Here is a 21147-nt window from a genome sequence, read left to right on the forward strand (position 1 = left end):
CCTTGATTATGTGCTCAATCCTGAAAACAACCCTTAACTCCAAGAAACAACTGTTACTGCTAATGCAAATAACTGTTACTCAAGGGGCTAATGGCTGTTTACAGTGCAGCTTGCGCTGCGGTGTGAATCACCATACTGCGCCTTGCGGCATGTCAGATGATTAAATTAGAAATTTACGACTTTGTTAACCGCAGCAATGATACGCGCCGGGTTAGGCAGCCATGTATCTTCGATTTGTGCAAATGGATATACAGTGTCCGGACCAGCTACACGCAGAACCGGAGCTTCCAAGTGCAGGATTGCTTTTTCATTGATTTGGGCAATGACTTCAGCTGCAACACCTGCGCTCTTTTGAGCTTCCTGTACAACAATTGCACGGTTTGTTTTCTTAACGGAAGCAACGATAGTATCGATGTCGATCGGGCTAACCGTACGAAGGTCGATAACTTCAACTTTGATTCCTTGTTTTTCGAGTTCATCTGCTGCTTTCACAGAAGTGTGAACCATCATACCGTAAGTAATGATCGTTGCATCGGAACCTTCACGAACAACGTTCGCTTTGCCCAATTCAACAACGTAATCTTCTTCAGGCACTTCTGCACGGAAAGCATGGTACAAGTTCAAGTGCTCCATGAAGAATACAGGATCGTTATCGCGAATAGAAGCGATCATCAGACCTTTTGCATCGTAAGGGTTAGAAGGAATTACGACTTTGATACCTGGTGTTTGCGTGAGCAGACCTTCCAGGGAATCTGTATGCAATTCTGCCGCTTTTACGCCGCCACCGAATGGTGTACGGAATACGATTGGAGAATTGTATTTTCCACCGGAGCGGAAACGCATACGAGCAGCTTGCACTACCATTTGGTCAAGGGCTTCAAAGATAAAACCAACGAATTGGATCTCAGCAACCGGACGGAAGCCTTGTACACCCAGACCTACAGCCAGACCACCAATAGCGGACTCAGCCAGTGGTGTATCAAATACACGCTCTTCGCCAAACTCTTTTTGCAGACCTTCCGTTACACGGAAAACGCCGCCTACATTACCTACGTCTTCACCGAAAAGCAGAACGTTAGGATCACGTTTCAACTCCACGCGAAGCGCATCACGGATTGCTTCTTTCATGTTCATTTGTGCCATTTGCTTCATTTCCTCCTTAAACATTGACAGTTCACATTTGAATTCGTACATGTATACCGGGACATTAAAGTCGCGGATGTTTATGCTTTATCGGAAAAAACTTATTGGAAATCAGCTTTTTGCTCTTCCAAGTGCTTAGGCGTTTGTTCGAACATGCTGTCGATCAAGCCTGAAATCGTCATTTTCTCGGTTTTTTCCGCTTTTTTGATCTCTTCGTTTACTTTAGCTTTTGCTTCTTCTTTCACACGTGCTGTATCTTCTTCAGTCCAAAGACCTTTTTTCTCCAGATATTTAGCGAAACGTGCGATAGGATCTTTAGCAGACCATTCAGCCTCTTCTTCTTTTGTACGATACTTGGAAGCATCATCCGAAAGGGAGTGAGGACGGAAACGATAAGTTACTGCTTCGATCAATGTTGCGCCTTCTCCGTTACGTCCGCGCTCAGCAGCTTCCTGAACAGCTTTGATAACAGCGAAGATGTCCATACCGTCAACTTTAACACCTTTGATACCTGCTGCTACCGCTTTGTGAGCGATGGACAGAGCTGCAGTTTGTTTAGCAAAAGGAGTTGTGATGGCATAACCATTGTTTTGTACAAAGAAGATAACAGGCAGTTTGTATACACCAGCGTAGTTCAGACCTTCATAGAAGTCACCTTCAGAAGAACCGCCATCACCTGTGTACGTGATAACAACTTGTTTTTGTTTCTTCAATTTGTAACCCATAGCGATACCCATTGCATGCAGAATTTGTGCACCAATGATGATTTGTGGCATCAATACATTAACGCCATCTGGAATTTGTCCACCATGTTGGTGTCCACGGGAGTACAAGAATGCTTGATAAAGAGGAAGTCCATGCCATACGAGTTGCGGAATGTCACGATAGCCAGGACATACAAAGTCTTCTTTTTCAATTGCAAATTCACTACCAACCATTGTAGCTTCTTGACCAGATACTGGAGCATAGAAACCAAGACGACCTTGACGGCCCAGGTTTACTGCACGGTCATCCCAAGTACGGGTAAATACCATGCGGTACATAATTTCTTTTAATTGATCATCGGAAAGTGTAGGCATCATGTCTTTGTTAACAATTTCGCCGTCAGGAGACAGCACGGACAGAGCTTCTACATCCTCTGTATACACTTCATAAGGAACCTTGCTCATTTTTTTCTTCACCTCAACAAAAAATTTGAATATCAAGTTCCGCTGTTATAATATTATTATACACCTGTTTCACTCCATACGTCAAAGAAATCCGTAATTTTTTTATGTTTCCTGCCGGATTGTATGTATAACAGGGGCTTAATATTGGTATAACAGCATAATACATGACTGCGTGTTTGACCTAACCCCGCACAAGGGTAATCTTACCGTATTGCGCGGTCGAATGCAAAAAATTAACCGAGAAAGGTGACGTTTTATGACGGATTCCCGCTATTTGAAACGCACGATTGTGAAGGAAGAGATTGAAAGTCGCTATCTTGGAGAGAAGCGAACGCTCCGTATTTACCTTCCTCCGGGCTATAACGAATTGCTTAGCTACCCTGTCGTATATTGTCAGGATGGCGAAGAATTTTTTAATTTCGGACGAATTGCTACAACAGCTAACCAAATTATTCTGGACGAAGGAGCCGAACCTTTCATTATTGTAGGGGTTCAGGTCGATGTGTCCGTGAGAACGAAGGAATATGCTCCATTTGGAGATCGGTTCAAGGCATATACCGCTTGCTTCGCTGAAGAGATTATTCCCTATATAGAAGAGAAATATCCTGTGCGCCGTTCTCCGCAGGAACGCATTCTTGCCGGAGACTCGCTCGGTGGCAGTGTTTCGCTTCATCTTGCTCTGTTATATCCGGATCTGTTCACACGTGTGATCAGCCTGTCTGGCGCCTTCTACTCTGCTTCTCAGGAAATCTATGCCGCAGCTGAAGATCTTTCTTGGCTCTCGATCTGGATGATTGTTGGTTTGCAGGAGACTGATTTCGAAGCAGACACAGGTACGTATGATTTCGTTCAATTAAACCGGGATACTCGAGAATTGCTGGAAAAACGTGGTGCCCTCGTCTCCTACCAGGAGAAAGACGGAAAACACCAATGGGGTTTTTGGCAGAAGGAATTGCCCGAAGCATTACTTTATTTTCTCCAGGAAAGATAAAAGGACCACTTTAACAGGCGGCTGAAATGCCGCTATTGTTTTTCATTTTAATGATACCGCTTACAATTGTAACCTGAAAAAGAAGCAGGATATCCTGCTTACTTTAAGTCCTCTAATCCTGCTTCTTTGTCGAATTACAAATTAAGCATGAATTTCGTTTGCTTTTTAGGCTAAGGAATGTTCCGCTTCAATCTTACTCAACAGAACATCGCAGCCTGAGTTAACCAGCTCGTACACCTCTTCAAAATTGCCTGTGTAATATGGGTCAGGTACTTCTCTGAGTTTTTCCTCGGGAAGCATGTCCATGAACTTGATGATGTCCGCCTCAGCTCCGCCTGGAACGTTGCGCACATTATCTGCATTGGAATTATCCATACACACAATGTAATCAAATTGAGTAAAGTCTTCGCTGGCGAACTGTCTTGCTGCCATGTTGGCATAAGAAATCCGGTACGAATCCAGCAATTTTCGAGTCCCTTCATGCGGAGGTTTACCAACATGCCAGTCCCCTGTACCCGCTGAGTCCACACGAATCTGGTGTTCAAGCCCCTTCTCCAGGACTTTGTGACGCAAAACGGCTTCAGCCATTGGTGATCTACATATATTGCCCAGACATACAAACAAAACATTAATCATATTAATCCCCCTTACTTAACGTACCTTGAAGTACCGACGATGTTGGCTGTGTCACAATATTCTCCGGCTGAGGACTGACGTTTCCGGTCTCAGATGGTACGAGCGAACGACGTGGCAGTTTCCATTTATAATGTACAGAGCACATCCGGAAGAACACAACGGCCGCGAAACAAAATAATAATCCAGCATTCGTTGTTAACCAACCCATACCTATAACAAAACCGGCTGTCATTGCCCATACAGCATAGATTTCGTCACGCAATACAAGCGGTTTACGTCCAGCAAGCACATCACGAATAACGCCTCCACCAATACCGGTCATCACTGCTGCAACGATAACTGCGCTAATGGGATGTCCCATGTTCGCCGCGTACAGCGCCCCTTGAATTGCAAATGCTGCGAGTCCGATTGCATCAAACAACGCCTCTGTTCGCTTCCAGTGACTAATCCACTTGAGAGGCAATATAAACGCAATTGCTACAGATACTAAGGCTAACATAATAAGTGATCCCTGACTCCATAGTGTCGTTACAGGTATACCTATAAGTACATTCCGGATAATCCCGCCTCCGAATGCCGTGACAAGTCCAAGCACTAGTACACCCAGAATGTCATACTCCTCTTCCATTGCCACGAAAGCGCCGGACATTGCAAATGCGATAGTGCCTATAATGCTGAATACTTCAAAAATGTGTAAGTCCAACCTGTTCAAACCTCACTTTTCAAGTCATCTCCATGTCGCTCTACCCATTGTATCCGCGAGCACTTAAATTGTGCAACCACATTTTGTGGATTATACTGGTTTGGTGAATATATTTGTACAGGTTCCAACATTAGATTTGGACTATGAACTATTTTTCTCTGAATTAGGAAGGATGAAATAAAATGACAGCGAAACGGATTATTATTTTTACAGGCGGAAACTTATCTGTAGAATTACTTCAGGAAATACGAGAAGATGATATGATCATCGCGGCCGATCGCGGTGCATTATTTTTAATTGAACACGGCATTCAGCCACACATTTCAGTTGGTGACTTCGACTCCATTAATGAAGAGGAACGTATCATTGTAAGTAACAATAGCATTCGGTTCATTACATGCGACCCTGTTCACAAAGATCTTACTGATACAGAAATGGCTTTTGAGACAGCGCTAGATTACGAACCTTCTCACATCTTAATGTTAGGTGCTACAGGTACACGTATGGATCACACACTCGCCAATGTACATATCATGGTTCGCGCGATGCAGCATCATATCTCCTGTGCCATTCAGGACAAGCACAACTACATGACACTGACCACATCTAAAGCTGTGGTTGAGCACCGTGACTATAAATATGTTTCTCTGCTCCCCTTGACTCATGAAGTTGCAGGAATAACTCTAGATGGTTTTATGTATCCACTAGATCAAGCCACCATTCGCATGGGACAATCCTTGGGTGTAAGCAACCAGCTCTTAGGCTCCTCCGGTACAGTCACTATCGATAGCGGCTTATTACTGATTATTCAGAGCAAAGATTGAATCTATTCGAATGCTATATAGTTATTTATTACGTTTTTGTAACCAGTGATTCAATGAAGAAAATAGGTTCACACATAACAAAGACCCTTGATATTCAAGGGTCTTTGTTGTTTCATCATTATTCTTCATCCGTCAATGATTAATTTTTTGACATTTTTAATCATATTTTAATAAACATACCCAAACCATTGTGGCGCAAGGGATTATACTCCCCTATCCAATTTCTAGGCTGTTACAAAGCTGTTATACTCGCTCTAGCAACTTAACGAAAACGAATTTTGGAGGTACTAACTAACATGAAAACAAACATCTTTGTCCAAAAGGCCGTAACCGTCGGGTTGTGCGCTACACTAGGTTTTGGAGCTGTATTAATGACTAACGCACCTGTTGCACAGGCAGCAACTGCTTCTGTATCCACAGGTCAACAGATTGTTAACTATGGTAAACAATTTACTGGAACTCCATATAAATTTGGTGCTTCAACCTCAACAACCAAAGTTTTTGATTGCTCTTCTTTTATGAAATATATTTTCAAAAAGTATGGTGTAGATTTGCCGCGCACTTCCGTGAACCAATCCAAAGAAGGTAAAGCTGTGTCTAAAGCTAATCTCCGTGTCGGAGATCTGGTATTCTTCTCCAGCGGTAGCCGTTCTACCGGTTCCAATGTCACTCACGTAGGCGTTTATGCGGGAAATGGTAAGATTCTGCATACGTACGGATCTCCAGGCGTAACCCTCTCTGATCTGGACTCTGGTACTTGGAAGAGAACGTATGTTAAAGCTCGTCGTGTACTTTAGATTCACATCATAGCTAATGAGTAAGGACCGGGGGTATTATCCGGTCTTTTATTTTTACCCTCTTTTTGCCACACTTTAAACTGGTGATTCATGGAACTAACCTAGTAATCTAATTTTTATCATGCAACATATAACCGATCCCACGCACAGTATGAATCAGTTTCACACTTCTTCCCTTATCCACCTTAACCCTCAGATGTTTGATATACACATCCACAACGTTGGTATCCATCGCATACTCATATCCCCATACTTCCCGCAAAATATCACTCCGGGTACATGCTTCATTCACATGCAGGGCCAGAAATTCCAGCAATTCGTACTCTTTTGGTGTTAATGTCAGGTATTCACCCGCACGATTTACCCGTCTTGAACGCAAATTCACTTTAAGATCATGAACTACAATTACTTCTTCGCCCTCTGGTGTTGCATTCGCAAAAACACGCAATAAGTTTCGTATTCTGGCAAGCATTACGGTCATGTGGATCGGTTCCTCCATCACGTCATTAGCTCCATAATCCAGCCATTCCACGATGAACTCAGGAGATGCATTTGAAGTAATAACCAGTAGAGGTATAACCTGACCTTTATCTAACCATCGTTTTAATTCTAATTTCTGATCCTGGCCACAATGTTTCGTCCCCTCTTCCCGGTCTACCAGGATGATCAGGTTAATATGCAACAACGAAGGCTCGACGGATCGATTTAGTTCAGACCACTCCATTCGTTGCACTTCATACCCTTCGCTACATAAAACATCCTGAATAAGGCTGACCTGCTCTCCTGCTCCAATCAGCAAAATGGCTGTTTTCACTCTTTTTCACCCGGCCTGTCTCTATCCCCACTGCTCGCAGCAATGGTTGGTACAGATAGCATGCCGTAAAATGAAAAAGTCCATTCCCTTAAGGGAACAGACTTTGCTTCTTTCTTGCTTTAACCAAAGTAACGATGGACGAGCGTACGTGCTTCAGCTGTGTCTTTTGTTCCGTGTACGAGGACACGTCCATCTTGGAAAATGACCATTCTATGGACTCCTGTTGTAAAAGAAACCAGAAACGGATTGGATTCCACTTTTCCTTCTTGAAGTCTATCCAGACGTTCCGCTGTTTGTTGAAGATCCAGATTCATGCGCCGTGCAGGTCGGATCTGAACGGTGTCCCTGCCACACAACACATCGGTTTTCTCCAGATTGGACGCAGAAAGATATGGATACGTTGCCGAAGTACCGCAGGAAGGACAGTCTTTCTTTTTCGCACCATCCACATTGATGGATATGTATTCGTTCCTCCACACGTCAAATGACAATAACTTACGTCTCAATGCATTTGCATTGCCACTAAGTAACTTCATCGCTTCTGCGGTCTGATTCGCCGTTACCATCTGTACCGCTTGAGGTATGATGCCAGACGTATCACAGGTATCTCCACCCAGAGGGACTTCACCCAGCAAACAATTTAAACATGGCGTATCTCCGGGCATAAACGTATAGGTAATACCATAACTACCTACGCATCCACCATAAATCCAGGGAATACCGTGCTTCTGTGCCATATCGTTAATGAGTAGTCGGGTATCAAAATTATCCGTTGCATCCATGATCAAGTCTGTATGCTGAACGAGTTCTTCCAACTCATCTACTCTGACGTCCAACACTTTCCCTTCCACATGAACCGTGGAATTAATGGCAGATAAACGTTTTTCCGCCGCCATTGCCTTCGGTATCCGCTCAAGCGCGTCCTGTTCTACATATAATTGCTGCCGCTGCAGGTTACTCCACTCCACATAATCACGATCCACAATCGTTAAGTGTCCGACTCCTGAACGAACTAACGTTTCTGCAATTCCTGTTCCAAGTGCGCCAGCGCCTACAATTAAAACTCTGCTGCCCTTTAATCTGGCCTGGCCTTCCTTACCAAGTGGCGCGTACCGTTCCTGTCTGGAATAACGATCGGCCTGCTCGAAAGATGTTATTTGATCTGTCATGTATGAACCATTCCTTCCACCGGACTACTGGCTGCTGCATAACGCTTTACGGGAATCATGCCTGCCTCATATGCCAATCTACCCGCTTCTACCCCCAATCGCATCGCTTTAGCCATGCTCACTGGATCCCCTGATCCAGATACGGCTGTATTTAACAATACGCCATCGGCACCAAGTTCCATCGCATAAGCAGCATCTTTTGGGGAGCGCAATCCTGCATCCACAATTACAGGTACAACGGCCTGCTCAATGATGATCTCAAGGTTATAGGGATTGATGATACCTCTACCAGCTCCGATGGGAGAAGCGCCAGGCATTACAGCATGTACGCCAAGTAATTGTAGCCTTTTGGTCAGAATGACATCATCCGAAATATAAGGCAATACCGTGAAGCCCTTTTCCAGCAAAATTTCGCAAGCCTTGTACGTTTCAATCGGATCTGGGAGTAACGTCATTCCATCTCCGATGACTTCGACTTTTATCATATCACAAAGTCCTGAAGCCCGCGCAAGCTCGGCAATCCGCACCGCCTCTTCCGCAGTGGAAGCCCCTGCCGTATTCGGAAGAAGTGTGTATTTATCCAGATCCAACGTATCCAGGAAATGCTTCTGGTTACGCTCTTCCAGATTCAGACGACGAACAGCAAAGGTCAAAACTTCCGTTTCAGATGCTTCCACAGCCTGACTTTGCACTTCCAGATCCGAAAACTTGCCTGTTCCAAGCAACAATCTGGACTCAAACGTATATTTACCAATGTTCAACATCATCAACCGCCTCCTACAAAATGTACAATCTCGATTCGATCGCCTTCTCTTAATGCCGTCGTTTCATGATACTCACGGGTTAAAATATGCTTGTTCAGCTCTACAACTACAGTCTTGACTTGCAAATCAAAAGATTGGAGTAATTTATCCACACGATTCAATCTGTCTTCAATCTCCATCCGTTGACCATTAACGATGATATTCACTGCACCACTCCCTTTCTGTTCAATCGCTCAGGGCTCAGCGCCTCAATTCCGAGTTCTTCTGAGCTTTTGCCAGCGAGCAACTCAGCGATAAGCCTGCCTGTTATCGCACTAAGCAAGATACCGTTGCGGTAATGTCCAAAGGCGGCAAACAACCCAGGTATACTCTTGCAAGCACCTATATAAGGCAGTCCATCGGGAGTTGCCGGTCTTACGCCTGCCCACGCTCGTATAAATTGTGCTTCCTTCATCCCAGGCACCCAGTGGGTAGCCGCTGTTAGCAGCTTCTGAACACCCTGTACAGAAACGTTCAAATCCGTTCTGCCTGGCAGACTGGTTGCCCCAAGCCAAACCTCTCCATTGGCTTTGGGAACAATATAGATATCCTCTGCATACACCGTTCTATCAGGTCCGTACCCTGCATGTTCATCTGAGAACTGAACGGCGGCTATTTCACCTTTTACCGACCACACAGGCAAGCTCAGATTCACATGTCTCATCAACTCTTCACTCTGTAATCCAGCCGCTATAATGACATGTTTGCATTTCATCTCACCGATCGATGTGGTGATCCCCTGCACGCCGTGTTCGTTTGCTTGCACACGTATATCCTGTATGTCCTCCATAACCCGTGCTCCCAATGCTTGAGCGGATTCAGCATATGCCTTCGTTAGATGGACTGGAAGAATCTCACTCTCGTAAGGTCTGTAGTAGGCTCCATATGTATCTCTGTTAAGCCATGATGCCTCCTGTTGCACAACGGAACGGTCCCACCACACCTCATCAGCAGAAGCAGACAACGCAGACTTCCGATTGTTCTTATAGCTACTTAATTCACTGTATGAACGAAAAGGAGTTAGGAATCCCTGGCGTTGCAGGCCAGTCTCTACCTCACTGAGTGTAGCCATTAGCACCTGTTGCTCGATAAGTAACTGTCTACTCTGCCTGGCGAGCTTAGCCATCAAAGGATGAGCAAAATCCTCACTGTCTGCTGCCAGCATCCCAGCCGCTGCGCAAGAAGTGCCTCCTGCAATCGTCGAACGCTCCAGTAACAGCACATCCTGTCCATGGGAAGCAAGCTCATACGCAATGGCACATCCAACAACGCCTCCGCCTACAATAATCGTTTCTGCATAAATCTTATCCGGTCTATCAGTAATGATCTTTTTCATCCTCTCATCTCCTTGATTCAGCGGCTCAAACTTTCTGTAGCAACGATAGCCTGCCTTAATGATTCAGCGGCCCGATCCGGGGAATCGCTCGCCCATACATTCGAAATCACAGCGACTCCCTGTGAGCCTGCAGAGCGAATAGCGTGAATGTTTCCCGGTTCGATGCCCCCAATCGCCATGACAGGAATGGAGACACCAGAGCACACTTCAGCCAGAGCATATAATCCTCTTGGTTCAAGATCAGGCTTACTGTTGGTTGAGTAGACATGCCCGAAGAAAAGGTAATCGGCTCCCCGTTCTTCAGCGATTTTTGCCTCATCGATTGAATGAACAGATACACCCAGACGAATTCGCTGGACATTGCTTATAACAGCAGGGTTGTAGTTACGTATCGCATCTTGCCCCCAATGTACACCGCCATAGATGTCATTCTGTGAAGGCAGCTCTGAACCATTGATAACGATGCGACAAGACGGAACGCCAACACCACGCAGACTTTCAGCCCAACCGATCTTTTGTTGCCACGAGAGTTGTTTCTCTCGTATATGGATGTAGTCCACCCATGGCCAAACGTCCTTTGCAGCTTTTACAAAAGATGCTTGATTCCCTACACCCGTAGATACAACATGCAGTTCAAATGATCCGTGTACACGTTCATGAGAAATTACCGTACTTTTCATCTCCTTCCATGCGTGAATGCTATGAAAACACAAAAAAGCCACTCCCGTAGGGGAGTGGCTGCGTATTAATTATAGGACCAGATGACTGACTGATACATACAGTTCATTTCGTGCAATAAAGCTATAGACCTTATAGCCATAACGTTATACACGCAACTGCATGTTTCAATTTACTAAGCAAGACGGTTGAATTCTTTCGAATTGCCGTTTGCTCACGTCATTCACTGAAACGCGCTCGCCACTTCCCTACGCTGGTATGATCCAGATCAGGTGCAAAGGGTCCGGAATCGCATTCTTCCATCTCAGCCACATCGTGCGGCCCCCCTAGTGTTCATATGAAGTTGTAGCCTATGTTACCATAGAAGGATTTTTTTGTCACCGTTCATTTCTATTAAGCGTTGCTTGAATTGTCTAGTTTTTCTCAGACCATTCTTCAACATTCCATGTTTTGGTAACCCAACCCTCGTAGAAATCAGGTTCATGAGATACCAGCAACACCGTTCCCTTGAATTCTTGCAAGGCACGCTGTAACTCAGCTTTAGCTGTGACATCCAAATGGTTCGTCGGCTCATCGAATAGAATCCAGTTGCTTTCACGCATCAAGAGTTTGCATAGACGAACCTTGGCTTGCTCTCCACCACTCAGCATGTTAAGCGGACGGGTAATGTGCTCATTTTTCAACCCGCAGCGAGCGAGATGACCCCGGACCTCATTCTGGGTCAAATGTGAAAACTCATTCCAGACATCCTCAATCGGCGTGATATTCCCAGCACGAACTTCCTGCTCAAAATAGGCCGTTTCGAGATAATCGCCCAAGAAAGTCTTTCCACTGAGTGGAGATATTTTTCCCAGGATGGTTTTCAGCAGTGTTGATTTACCCACACCATTACAACCTACGATGGCAATTTTTTCACCACGTTCAATTGTCATTGTCATTTTAGGCAGCAAAGGATACGTATATCCAATTTCAAAATCAATGCCCTCAAAGACCGTTTTGCTGCTCGCGCGGGCATCCTTGAATTTGAACGTTGGTTTGGCCGCTTCATCTGGACGATCAATACGTTCAATTCTGTCCAGTTGCTTCTCCCGGCTCTTCGCTCGACCAGAAGTTGAAGCACGTGCCTTGTTACGCTGAATGAAATCTTCCTGCTTCTTGATGTACTCTTGCTGCTTCTCGTACGCATCAATATGCTGGGCTTTATTCATATCAGCCATCTCGAGGAACTTGTTATAGTTCGCTGCATATCTCGTTAATTTGGCAAATTCCAAATGATAAATGACATTTACGACTTCATTCATGAATTCCGTGTCATGGGAGATTAAAAGAAACGCATGAGGGTAGTCCTTCAGGTAACGTGACAACCATTCAATGTGTTCTACATCCAGATAGTTGGTCGGCTCATCCAGCAAAAGAGCTGTAGGTTTCTCAAGCAGAAGCTTGGCCAGAAGCACCTTGGTACGTTGTCCACCACTTAGAGCTGCGACATCCCGATCCAGACCAATTGCGGACAAACCAAGTCCATTGGCCATCTCTTCCACTTTTACGTCAATCAGATAAAAGTCGCCCTGTTCCAGTTGTTCCTGAATATCGCCCATCTCTTCCAGCAACTGCTCCAGCTTATCTGGATCTGCATCTGCCATCTGGTCCGTTATATTCATCATTTCTTTTTCTAATTCAAGCAACGGAAGGAATGCATCTTTAAGAACGTCACGAATGGTTTTGCCTGGGGTAAGCTTTGTGTGCTGATCCAGATATCCATAACGGACCTTAGGTGTCCATTCCACTTTTCCACTATCTTTAAGCAATTTACCGGTAAGGATGTTCATTAATGTGGATTTACCCACACCATTGGCACCAACAAGTCCTACGCGCTCTCCGGCAAGTAAACGAAACGATACATTTTTAAATAACGTGCGATCTCCAAAATTGTGACTTACGTTCTCTACTGACAATAAACTCATAAGATGAGGTTGCTCCTATCTATTAGACATTACTTTTGTTATTGTTCCGAAACCCTATTCTAGCACAGGTCCCGTCTTTTCTGAAAGTAATGTAAACAGTTCAGGAACCTCTTACATGATTTTATCATACAGGCTACCCTAACGATTAGAGCATTTATATTCAAAATTGCCTTGTGCAGCTGCTTGTCTTGCGTCTGTAAACACCTCTTCAGCACGGTAACCATTACCACATGTGGAGGGGTAATAGTACTTGATACCCGTTAAAGGATCTACCCCACCTACGATGGCCGTTTTCTTCACAAGTCTGCCTCCACCGATCGCATAATTGTTGATCTTTTGGTCACCCACACCTATACCTTGGATAAAGGCCATAATCCCTGTATCGTTAATGGAGTTGTACCAATCTTCCTGCGCAATCAGGGGCATCGTAAACGTATAGGAAATACCGTTCTTTCTGGCAAACTCATTATGGCGGTTAATCACATCAGCCAGATCATCCTGTACAGCAGTCACAATCCGGCTTTGTCTAACTTGCTCAAATACGCTGGTATTCTGAAGTAAAGGAATCTGTGTGCTTGAGGCCAGTTCTTTTTGGAATCCCTCAATCCATTTCCCTGCGCTTGCGTCAAAGGCATATACGTAGTCGTCCAGTGTAAAGTTAATACTGTTACCATTAGAATCTGAATATGTATAAGGTTTCTTGGGACTCCACACTTGCCTTAAAGAATCTTCACGGTTACCTGTCAACTCTGTTTCTGTGGACAACATATAATAGCCATCATAATCCAGAATAACCACGGCAGGAATGTAATTAAACATGTTTCGAATAGCTGCAGGATCATTCTGAATCCCCATATTCAAAGCCATCGTCTGCGTAAATGTCAACAAGGCAAGCTCTTTGTCCGCTTTAACAAACTTGGTTGAATCATAACCTGCTTCATCATTTTGCTTCTCATTTTGATGCATCACTGCACCTGCATCCATGACTGCAGTTTGAAGTGCAGATCTGTATCGTTGGCCAAGATATTGAGCCTCTTCGGCATCTTGCGTATGGAGTGAGATGATCCAGAAGAGCGGGAAAAAGATCAGCACGAATACAATGGAAAGCTCAGTAATCTTCATTGAGGACCATACCTCCGTATGTTACAAATACTGCTGAAGCCTGAACCGTGCCACTCAACCATTCACGAATGAGCATGGAAGGTGTACGATTTGTATTTTGGAGCGTCACGGTGAAAAAATCCCCTGTCGTCAACGTATATCTTCGGCCAGGATCATCAACCGGTATCACACCTGAGGATGGGAATAGTCTTTCTCGAATCTGAGCTGCATAATATCCATCCTGCACCACTTCATAGGTCCCGTTAAAACTGTTATTGTCCATCGGGTCTATATAGTGAGGTACATATTTCTTATGTAAATGTTCCATCGACACATCATACACATTGCCCGTCTGGGCCAGTTGCTCCTCAAAATCAGCCAACATTCGAGGTGAAATATACCCTTTTGTTCGGACAGCATCAACAAAACGTGTTACATTCTGAACAGCCGCCATACGTGCTATATCATCCTGCCGATCGGCTGTTTCAGCAGCTGGGTACACATAGAGCAGAAGGACTGCGAGCAATACGGCAAGCAGCTTGGATGCGGCATTAATCAATTCACACTCGCCTCCTTCCAAAAAACAATCTTGAGCAGTTCTCCAGTTTCATTTCGTATAAACTCTGGTCTGTAGGTGGCATCGAGCTGGACAGGAATCGTCGCTGTTTTGCTGACAAGTGGATCGATCACATACGAAGTTCCATCTACCTCCACAGGAATGCCTGTGCCTGTCATCTGTCTAACGGTATGCAACACTCCCGCTCCACTATACTGATACAGATTGGTGGTATGCAGTGTTGTTGTCAGCCGACCTTCCATGCCTGCTGTTGTCTGTACTCTGTCGTTCAAGGCCGCTGATAAAATCTTAACATTCTGTTGCCCGTACAGGCAGGCTGTCACAAAAAGGACAACCGCCGTACAAAACAACATGAGATGCTGTGTATTCCTTGACATGTTAAACCAACTCCTGTCAGGATTGCTGGAAGATCAGCCCTCTTACCACGTTCGAACGGTCTTTTACGATAATGGCTTTGAATTTACCACTTGGATTGACATATTGATTTTCTTTTTCACTCATGGTCTGGTTAATAATCCCCACTTTATCGTCGGGTGCAATAACCGAGCCGTAGTCCGCATTATTGAGATCCTGTGAAATGTTTAATTGATTGCCGTACCATTGACCCGCTTTATTTTTACCTGTAATAACTTGAATACCGAACTGGTCCTTGTCCGCATATTTACGCAGCGCATTCGTTACCTGTGATCCACTGATGGTTGTTCCGTCATATACCGTAAATGCAGCCTGGGACAACTCGGTTTGGATATCAGCAAAATTGTTCTGGGCCGTCTTGGTTGCCTCCTGAGCCGAAATAAACAACAGAACTACAATTGTGATCAAAGCGATTGTTAAGAATATCCCTGCTGCCACCTTTAAAGCGCTTGATGCATTGTTCATGATAAATCCTCCCAAGTTATAAGTTATTAAACTATTTCAGACTGTCACACAGATGAATTGTGCTACAGTTTCTGAATTTGCTCATAATAAATGCTCATCTGTAAGAAACTCATACCGACCAATGGAATGACCAGATACAAAAAGATAAGGGCGTACATAGGTGTAAATCCGATGGTTCTGCCCCATGATGCTTTGACATCTATCATTTTGCTGTACTCCTGCTTGCGTTGTTCAAAATAAAATGCCATCATGCTCTCGAGATCATCGAAGGCTTCACGTATTGAGATTTTGCCAAGGGCAAGCTGTAATTTATCAACCAGTCGCTGGAACTCGGGCAAGCCCGCCTCTTCCTTTAATTGTTCAAGTGCAAGCTCTGGTCCATGTTCAAAATGCAACAAACATTTTTGCAGCGGGCGCTTGAAAATGACGGCAAATCGATTAAGCCACTCCAATATCTCCTCGACTGACATCCGGTCCATCTCACGTAAAATGGAAATCACTGTCTGGAATTGATAGATTTCATGTCGCATATCCAACCTTCGCATTTTCCGCTGAAATAACATGAGCCATACGGGCATGTAGTACCCCGCTGCACCCATGAGAATGGCTATAATCATTTCCCACCAGCGTACATATTGTTTGTTATATACCTCAAGTTTCTGCATAATGCGCGTGATGGTCTCATTCTGGGTATCATGGTCTAACTGAACTGGAGATAACTGCTGTAACGCTTTGGAGACTTCTTCGTATGTAGCTCCTCGGTTCATTTCTACACTTTCCAGCACGGATTGATCCAACGCTGTTTTTTCCTCAGCTTTCCTGAGATCCGCTTCAGCCATTGCACCAAACATTCGATCATCGCGGATTGGATCATACAAGATGTGGTTACGTTCAACCTGGTGCAACAGCAAGATGCAACCCATTGTAAGGACCAAACAACCTGCGAATAACAACACTCGTCGAATGGCAAGCCATTCGTATTTCAACTCTGAACTGCTCTCCCTCATGAGCCTTATCGTTTGACTGTACTGTGCACTGCCAGGTTTTGCTGCAAACAACATCGCCAATTTCCGTATGAAGATTTGCTTGTACAGAAACTGATCCAACCATGAATGCTTATGCCCTGACCGATAACGGGTCTCATCGTATTGCTGGAGTCTTTGCAGAAGCAAATAAGCAAGGATGATGATCACATAGATCGATATTTTGGTAACAAAACCGATTTTGCTGCGATAAAATTCATCCATCGTTGGGAAACTGACTCTAGCCCAGCGTTCGATTGGAGCGGTGAATAATACCGGAGCGAGCGCGATGATATTAAGTCCTTTGAGCAGGTAATCCAATTTATCACGCCGCAAAATCTCCAGATGAATCTCCTGAGTCAGATTACCAAGTCCCTTGAGATAGATAGACCCTTGTGCTCTGTCCTTATCCCCGAACTCCATGACCATATAGGAAACGCCTGCGAATCCTTTGAGAAAACGGTTGGGAGCCACTTCATAATAACGCTCAAGTGCTTCATTTGGATCTGGAGAAGTTAGAGCTTCGTAGATCAGTCTTACTTGTTCTGCTGCTTCTCCTGTACCTGCTTCAGCGGCTTCATAGAGCGCTTCCTCAACCATGCCATGCTGATGATACCGATGCCTTACATCTGCAAAGAGATCCAACATCTGCACCAGCAACCTTTTCTCCATACGACTAAGGCACATATCCAATACCAGGCTGTTTAGTACCACAGCACAGAGCACGGACAGTATTACAAAAGCGATACCCGGCTGCAGAAGAAACAGAATGACACTTATGCCGCCATAACCTCCAAGAATAATTAGAACCACTGTCATCGTCAGCCTGCGAAGTGAGGGCTCATCCCCAACATGGCGGAATGAAATACGTTTCTGCACCTGTAGAATATAAGCTGATAGCAATGGCACTTTCATTCCAAGACGGTAGGACTGCAACAAGATTGATCCCAGTTCTTTGAATCCCTTCCCGCTAGGAACAAAAATCACGCCGGATTGACTTGTTGAACCACCTCCTCTGTGACGTAACATACTTAAAACCAGAAGTGTAATCAGCAACCCCCCTGCACAAATACTTAATACGAGGAGCAGAATCCATTTAATTGTCATTCTGATCACCCCAGTGTTGCTTCATAAACTGTTCAAACTTCTCGGCATCCTTTAATGTCATCTGTTCTCGCATATCCACCATGCTTCCAGAAGAGATTGGAGCTGTTGCAACATACGCTCCATCTCTGTACTCCACAACATTATGAAATGTAAAACCTGCCCTCTCTTCCACGCTATCACCTTGATTCGCACGAGGAAGACACTCCGTAATTCGTTCGATATATCTTCGTCCTTCAGCATCTTTCTTCATATGAACATCGAAGTTGATTACACTCACAACCTGCTCCTCAGCAATATGCTCATGCTGGAACATACCTGTCTTGAGCAAGGAATTACGGAGGGAGAAGACCAGATCACGAAACGTTTTGGCATGGTGGGTAAACAGGGTGAACAGACTGGCAACCTGAGACATTTGAATCATCCATGCGGCCACCTCATCACTCGCAACCTCACCGAGAATATTGACGGTACCATCCGTTTTTTTCTGCAAATCAAGCCCTTGTTGACCTGAAATGTGTTCGGTTTCTCGGAAACTCAAAATATTACGCCGACTATAGATCCGTCTTAATTGAAGTTCAAACGCCATTTCCTGCACCCGAAGGGTGTACGATGCATAGATGTGTTTGACCATAGCCATAAGCAACGTTGTTTTACCAGAACCCTGTGCCCCGGTCACAGCTGTGATCCGGCTTCCTTTCATCAGGTATTGAAGCAATGTAATTGGCAGATCTGCGTTGTTACCCGTAATTAACTGTTCAAGTGAAGCATTCGGAATATCGAACTTCCGGACGAAGAACGCCCACGATTCTGCAAAAGGAGGTCTAACAACAACGACACGGGAGCCGTCTTTCATCTCGTTCACCTTGTATCCACTTGCTTCTGACAACTGTCCGGGGTAATTGTATTTGTATATATTCTGGCATACCCTTTTCAGTTCACGAATACTGCCGAAGGACAGAAAGGATAGATGAATGGACTTACCTTTATAGAAAATCCAGACACTTTCCATGCCGCTAAGCGGTTCTTCATGTGCATTATCCTCCAGTCCTTGATCCAGCAAATCATTCCATGATGCCGGTTTTCGAAGTCCCATATTATGAACAGCATCAAGCATACCGCTGACACCACCACTAACACCGTCAATACGTTGGTCCCTTATCTCATCAACAACCGAGAATCCTTTATAATGTTGGTAGATACGTTGCACGATGATATCCGTCTTTTCTCTGAATCCAAGCTCTCGATATTCGCACTCGAACACATACTGAATATCCTCCTCAGAGATATAATAACTTCCTCCATCGTCCGTACCTTCCTCCATTCTCAGTCTGCCAAGATCGTAGGTATCAATCATTCGGGAGAGTGCATCCACACCGAATTGCTGTCGGTACAGATAAAATACAATTTCGAATCGGTCCTGGATCGTCAGCAAATCTGGTTCTGCAAACAAAATAACTTCATCCACATTTGATTTGTTCAGCCCTATGCTTCGGGTCAGGAGATCCCCTATCAGATTTTTGACATACGTTTTGTCGCTGATACTGCCTGAGACACAGCCCTTCAGTGCTTTTCTCATCTCGGCACGCTGATTAATTCTTCGACGATATTCTTCTTCATGCAGACCCGCATCCGCGAGCTGACTATGACTAAGCTCATGAAGTGAGTTCTTCACCTTCTCAATCAACATGTCAATCGTGAATGATTCCTGTTCAGGAACACGAGCACTCTTTGCACGAAGAAACGTTCTATACTTGAACCAGATATAAGTCAGGCACAGAATCAAAATCAAACTTATCCATATGGTATTCCAGAGCATCGGAGGTTCACGCTCCCCTTTCCAGCCTCTTCAGAACTGTGCGCATACCTGCACCGTCCATAATCAGGCGAGCGAGTTCGCTCATGCTTGCAGCAAAACTCCCTTTACGAATATCCTTATCCTCAGTCAAACTTTCCAACTGCAAGTATCTAGCGACATCTCGCCGATTCATTGCATCCAAGTATCCGGTTGTGTACGGTATCGCAGACATCGTGCCTTTGTATCTGAACTGGCGCCGAATATTGGAAAGCGTTGCACGGGAATGCGAATCGTATTTGTTAATGACAACATGTATATTCTTATTGTTCATTCGTTCTGGCAGGATCTTTTCAAAGAACAACTCCAGATTTCGCATATTTTGATCGAGATTAATTACAACATAGTCCGCCAGCTGTAGCTTGAGCTGTGAATCAACACCAGCATGATCTGCATCCAGAAGAACCAGATCGTAATACTCGTTAGCTACATTTAGTAGCTTTTTCACTGTCTCACCATGTTCCTGCGGGGAACGTTCCATCTCATCAATTTTTCCGGTTAGGAAATCAAGTCTTTCCTTCAGAAGTGGCTTGGTATAATCCCTGAGATTGTGCTTATTCAGACTGCCGCTCGAATGCAGCCGTTCAATCGCATCCCAGCCACCCTCTTCAAAGGAGAACATAAAATCCGCTGAATCCGTATCTTTGGATGGTAGAGCAGCTTCTGTGCCAGTTCCTGCAAAGCCTGCATTAACAAGTAACACTCTTGTCCTGTAGTGAAGTGCCATCGCATAAGCACTAATTAATGTGCTTGAAGTGCAACCCGTTCCTGCAAAAGGGCTCCAAAAGGTAATGGTGCTCATGCTCTCATCCTCTCTGCTTCTTTCATCGCACGGCGACTGCGAACACTTTCCCAACCTGTTAACTGCTCGACCACGCGACACAACGACTTTTTGTAATTTCGTGACAAAGGTCCAAGATGAACTCGACGATGATGCTCATTCTCAAGCTTAACCGCAGCTGTTAACTCATCCCAAGGAAGCACTAAGGATTCTCCTGTCCACACAAACGGACTGCCCTCCAGATACGCCCACAGATAACGAACTTCAAGCTTGCAGTCAACCCCGTTAATTAAGAGCCGCTGAAATGACAGCTCACCAGGTAATGACTGTTCTTCAAGCAACCGCTTCAACCATCCCTTACCACGTTCCAGATTGTAACGCTCATAATCACTCACCCAGACTCTTACATCAGCGGTTAGCCAGAGATTACGTGAAGCAAAATGCGAGGTCTCCATGTCATATAACACATAGTCATAACTGTCCAATCGCTCGCCATTTACTTCAAGATGATTCTCTACTGCTGCTGAAGTAACAAAATGACAAGCGATATCAAATCCTTCAAATTCCGTAATTCGCAAAGACTGCTGACTGTCACCTACACCGTACCCATACTTCTGCTGTAAGGTTCCATCTACGAGCAAAACCTTGTTGCCTGTCGAAGCCAGTATCTTGCAAAGATACAGCATCAGATCATTCTTCTCACATAAACCCGCAAAGATCCATGTATGCATAGATGTTACAACTCCTTTCTTTTTCTTAAACCCCTGTTATCTGAATTATTCTAAAGTAAACCTCGGATTT

The 21147-nt window shown here is 44.7% G+C and carries 22 protein-coding genes and 1 riboswitch; of the genes, 3 read left to right on the top strand and 19 right to left on the bottom strand.

Features of this window, described 5'->3' with window-relative positions:
- Positions 1-165: 165 nt before the first annotated feature.
- Together MKY01_RS18135 and pdhA are read right to left on the bottom strand one after the other, a co-directional pair.
- Positions 166-1143, bottom strand: a complete 978-nt coding sequence (locus MKY01_RS18135) for an alpha-ketoacid dehydrogenase subunit beta (protein WP_253509102.1) — start codon at positions 1141-1143, stop codon at positions 166-168.
- 101 nt (positions 1144-1244) lie between these two features.
- Positions 1245-2312, bottom strand: coding sequence for a pyruvate dehydrogenase (acetyl-transferring) E1 component subunit alpha (pdhA, locus tag MKY01_RS18140; RefSeq protein ID WP_017688072.1), 1068 nt, complete (start codon positions 2310-2312; stop codon positions 1245-1247).
- 256 nt (positions 2313-2568) lie between these two features.
- On the opposite strand from pdhA, the gene MKY01_RS18145 reads away from it, so the two are divergent.
- Complete coding sequence (locus tag MKY01_RS18145) at positions 2569-3303, top strand: alpha/beta hydrolase-fold protein (RefSeq protein WP_100527393.1); 735 nt, start codon at positions 2569-2571, stop codon at positions 3301-3303.
- Between the two features lie 165 nt (positions 3304-3468).
- On the opposite strand, the gene MKY01_RS18150 is transcribed toward MKY01_RS18145, so the two are convergent.
- Positions 3469-3939: a low molecular weight protein-tyrosine-phosphatase gene (locus MKY01_RS18150; protein ID WP_339282943.1), complete on the bottom strand. Its 471-nt coding sequence runs from the start codon at positions 3937-3939 to the stop codon at positions 3469-3471.
- 1 nt (position 3940) lies between these two features.
- Positions 3941-4642 carry a trimeric intracellular cation channel family protein gene (locus tag MKY01_RS18155; protein ID WP_036613646.1) on the bottom strand — a complete coding sequence of 234 codons (702 nt, stop codon included), beginning with the start codon at positions 4640-4642 and terminating at the stop codon, positions 3941-3943.
- 182 nt (positions 4643-4824) lie between these two features.
- Between MKY01_RS18155 and MKY01_RS18160 the strand changes: the two genes are divergently transcribed.
- Complete coding sequence (locus tag MKY01_RS18160; protein ID WP_339282944.1) at positions 4825-5466, top strand: thiamine diphosphokinase; 642 nt, start codon at positions 4825-4827, stop codon at positions 5464-5466.
- 296 nt (positions 5467-5762) lie between these two features.
- Entirely contained in the window at positions 5763-6263 is a 501-nt protein-coding gene (locus MKY01_RS18165; RefSeq protein WP_076250238.1) for a C40 family peptidase, read from the top strand.
- 109 nt (positions 6264-6372) lie between these two features.
- Here the strand turns inward: MKY01_RS18165 and MKY01_RS18170 are convergent, their stop codons facing one another.
- The 15 genes from MKY01_RS18170 to MKY01_RS18240 all read right to left on the bottom strand — a co-directional run bounded on the left by MKY01_RS18170 (position 6373) and on the right by MKY01_RS18240 (position 21077).
- Complete coding sequence (locus MKY01_RS18170) at positions 6373-7077, bottom strand: response regulator transcription factor (protein ID WP_051447319.1); 705 nt, start codon at positions 7075-7077, stop codon at positions 6373-6375.
- Between the two features lie 119 nt (positions 7078-7196).
- Positions 7197-8246 (bottom strand): ThiF family adenylyltransferase, encoded by a 1050-nt coding sequence (locus MKY01_RS18175; RefSeq protein ID WP_339282946.1) that lies wholly within the window; start codon positions 8244-8246, stop codon positions 7197-7199.
- Positions 8243-9010: a thiazole synthase gene (locus MKY01_RS18180; RefSeq protein ID WP_339287206.1), complete on the bottom strand. Its 768-nt coding sequence runs from the start codon at positions 9008-9010 to the stop codon at positions 8243-8245. The genes MKY01_RS18175 and MKY01_RS18180 overlap by 4 nt, the downstream gene beginning before the upstream one ends.
- Before the next feature lie 2 nt (positions 9011-9012).
- Positions 9013-9216, bottom strand: coding sequence for a sulfur carrier protein ThiS (thiS, locus tag MKY01_RS18185; protein ID WP_036613636.1), 204 nt, complete (start codon positions 9214-9216; stop codon positions 9013-9015).
- Positions 9213-10385, bottom strand: a complete 1173-nt coding sequence (gene thiO, locus MKY01_RS18190; protein WP_339282948.1) for a glycine oxidase ThiO — start codon at positions 10383-10385, stop codon at positions 9213-9215. Before thiO ends, thiS begins: the two co-directional genes overlap by 4 nt.
- A gap of 17 nt (positions 10386-10402) precedes the next feature.
- A complete protein-coding gene (locus tag MKY01_RS18195) occupies positions 10403-11065 on the bottom strand; it encodes a thiamine phosphate synthase (protein WP_339282950.1) in 663 nt (220 codons plus the stop codon).
- A 226-nt stretch (positions 11066-11291) separates the two neighbouring features.
- A riboswitch (TPP riboswitch) is annotated at positions 11292-11401 on the bottom strand.
- A gap of 75 nt (positions 11402-11476) precedes the next feature.
- Positions 11477-13027: an ABC-F family ATP-binding cassette domain-containing protein gene (locus MKY01_RS18200; RefSeq protein ID WP_036613631.1), complete on the bottom strand. Its 1551-nt coding sequence runs from the start codon at positions 13025-13027 to the stop codon at positions 11477-11479.
- Between the two features lie 138 nt (positions 13028-13165).
- Positions 13166-14149, bottom strand: a complete 984-nt coding sequence (locus MKY01_RS18205) for a hypothetical protein (RefSeq protein WP_339282952.1) — start codon at positions 14147-14149, stop codon at positions 13166-13168.
- Positions 14136-14687: a hypothetical protein gene (locus MKY01_RS18210; RefSeq protein WP_339282954.1), complete on the bottom strand. Its 552-nt coding sequence runs from the start codon at positions 14685-14687 to the stop codon at positions 14136-14138. Before MKY01_RS18210 ends, MKY01_RS18205 begins: the two co-directional genes overlap by 14 nt.
- Complete coding sequence (locus tag MKY01_RS18215; protein WP_339282956.1) at positions 14684-15082, bottom strand: hypothetical protein; 399 nt, start codon at positions 15080-15082, stop codon at positions 14684-14686. Before MKY01_RS18215 ends, MKY01_RS18210 begins: the two co-directional genes overlap by 4 nt.
- Before the next feature lie 16 nt (positions 15083-15098).
- On the bottom strand, positions 15099-15584 hold the full coding sequence (locus tag MKY01_RS18220) for a hypothetical protein (protein WP_036673846.1): 486 nt from the start codon (positions 15582-15584) through the stop codon (positions 15099-15101).
- A 62-nt stretch (positions 15585-15646) separates the two neighbouring features.
- Entirely contained in the window at positions 15647-17713 is a 2067-nt protein-coding gene (locus tag MKY01_RS18225; RefSeq protein WP_339282957.1) for a hypothetical protein, read from the bottom strand.
- The gene (locus tag MKY01_RS18230; RefSeq protein ID WP_339282958.1) at positions 17703-19529 is read right to left on the bottom strand and encodes an ATPase, T2SS/T4P/T4SS family; all 1827 of its coding nucleotides are present in this window, start codon (positions 19527-19529) and stop codon (positions 17703-17705) included. Before MKY01_RS18230 ends, MKY01_RS18225 begins: the two co-directional genes overlap by 11 nt.
- A gap of 7 nt (positions 19530-19536) precedes the next feature.
- Positions 19537-20367, bottom strand: a complete 831-nt coding sequence (locus MKY01_RS18235) for a hypothetical protein (protein WP_076250218.1) — start codon at positions 20365-20367, stop codon at positions 19537-19539.
- Complete coding sequence (locus MKY01_RS18240) at positions 20364-21077, bottom strand: hypothetical protein (RefSeq protein WP_339282959.1); 714 nt, start codon at positions 21075-21077, stop codon at positions 20364-20366. Before MKY01_RS18240 ends, MKY01_RS18235 begins: the two co-directional genes overlap by 4 nt.
- Positions 21078-21147: the final 70 nt, after the last annotated feature.

Source organism: Paenibacillus sp. FSL R5-0486, from assembly GCF_037975155.1.
GTDB lineage: Bacteria > Bacillota > Bacilli > Paenibacillales > Paenibacillaceae > Paenibacillus > Paenibacillus amylolyticus.

What these genes read in the sequence shown, in the direction of transcription:
- MKY01_RS18150 (WP_339282943.1), bottom strand. Translation starts at nt 3,939, where the DNA reads ATGATTAATGTTTTGTTTGTATGTCTGGGCAATATATGTAGATCACCA.
- MKY01_RS18225 (WP_339282957.1), bottom strand. Translation starts at nt 17,713, where the DNA reads ATGACAATTAAATGGATTCTGCTCCTCGTATTAAGTATTTGTGCAGGG.
- MKY01_RS18240 (WP_339282959.1), bottom strand. Translation starts at nt 21,077, where the DNA reads ATGCATACATGGATCTTTGCGGGTTTATGTGAGAAGAATGATCTGATG.
- MKY01_RS18200 (WP_036613631.1), bottom strand. Translation starts at nt 13,027, where the DNA reads ATGAGTTTATTGTCAGTAGAGAACGTAAGTCACAATTTTGGAGATCGC.
- MKY01_RS18135 (WP_253509102.1), bottom strand. Translation starts at nt 1,143, where the DNA reads ATGGCACAAATGAACATGAAAGAAGCAATCCGTGATGCGCTTCGCGTG.
- MKY01_RS18180 (WP_339287206.1), bottom strand. Translation starts at nt 9,010, where the DNA reads ATGTTGAACATTGGTAAATATACGTTTGAGTCCAGATTGTTGCTTGGA.
- MKY01_RS18195 (WP_339282950.1), bottom strand. Translation starts at nt 11,065, where the DNA reads ATGAAAAGTACGGTAATTTCTCATGAACGTGTACACGGATCATTTGAA.
- MKY01_RS18160 (WP_339282944.1), top strand. Translation starts at nt 4,825, where the DNA reads ATGACAGCGAAACGGATTATTATTTTTACAGGCGGAAACTTATCTGTA.
- MKY01_RS18215 (WP_339282956.1), bottom strand. Translation starts at nt 15,082, where the DNA reads ATGTCAAGGAATACACAGCATCTCATGTTGTTTTGTACGGCGGTTGTC.
- MKY01_RS18165 (WP_076250238.1), top strand. Translation starts at nt 5,763, where the DNA reads ATGAAAACAAACATCTTTGTCCAAAAGGCCGTAACCGTCGGGTTGTGC.
- MKY01_RS18220 (WP_036673846.1), bottom strand. Translation starts at nt 15,584, where the DNA reads ATGAACAATGCATCAAGCGCTTTAAAGGTGGCAGCAGGGATATTCTTA.
- pdhA (WP_017688072.1), bottom strand. Translation starts at nt 2,312, where the DNA reads ATGAGCAAGGTTCCTTATGAAGTGTATACAGAGGATGTAGAAGCTCTG.
- MKY01_RS18145 (WP_100527393.1), top strand. Translation starts at nt 2,569, where the DNA reads ATGACGGATTCCCGCTATTTGAAACGCACGATTGTGAAGGAAGAGATT.
- MKY01_RS18230 (WP_339282958.1), bottom strand. Translation starts at nt 19,529, where the DNA reads ATGCTCTGGAATACCATATGGATAAGTTTGATTTTGATTCTGTGCCTG.
- MKY01_RS18235 (WP_076250218.1), bottom strand. Translation starts at nt 20,367, where the DNA reads ATGAGCACCATTACCTTTTGGAGCCCTTTTGCAGGAACGGGTTGCACT.
- thiO (WP_339282948.1), bottom strand. Translation starts at nt 10,385, where the DNA reads ATGAAAAAGATCATTACTGATAGACCGGATAAGATTTATGCAGAAACG.
- MKY01_RS18205 (WP_339282952.1), bottom strand. Translation starts at nt 14,149, where the DNA reads ATGAAGATTACTGAGCTTTCCATTGTATTCGTGCTGATCTTTTTCCCG.
- MKY01_RS18175 (WP_339282946.1), bottom strand. Translation starts at nt 8,246, where the DNA reads ATGACAGATCAAATAACATCTTTCGAGCAGGCCGATCGTTATTCCAGA.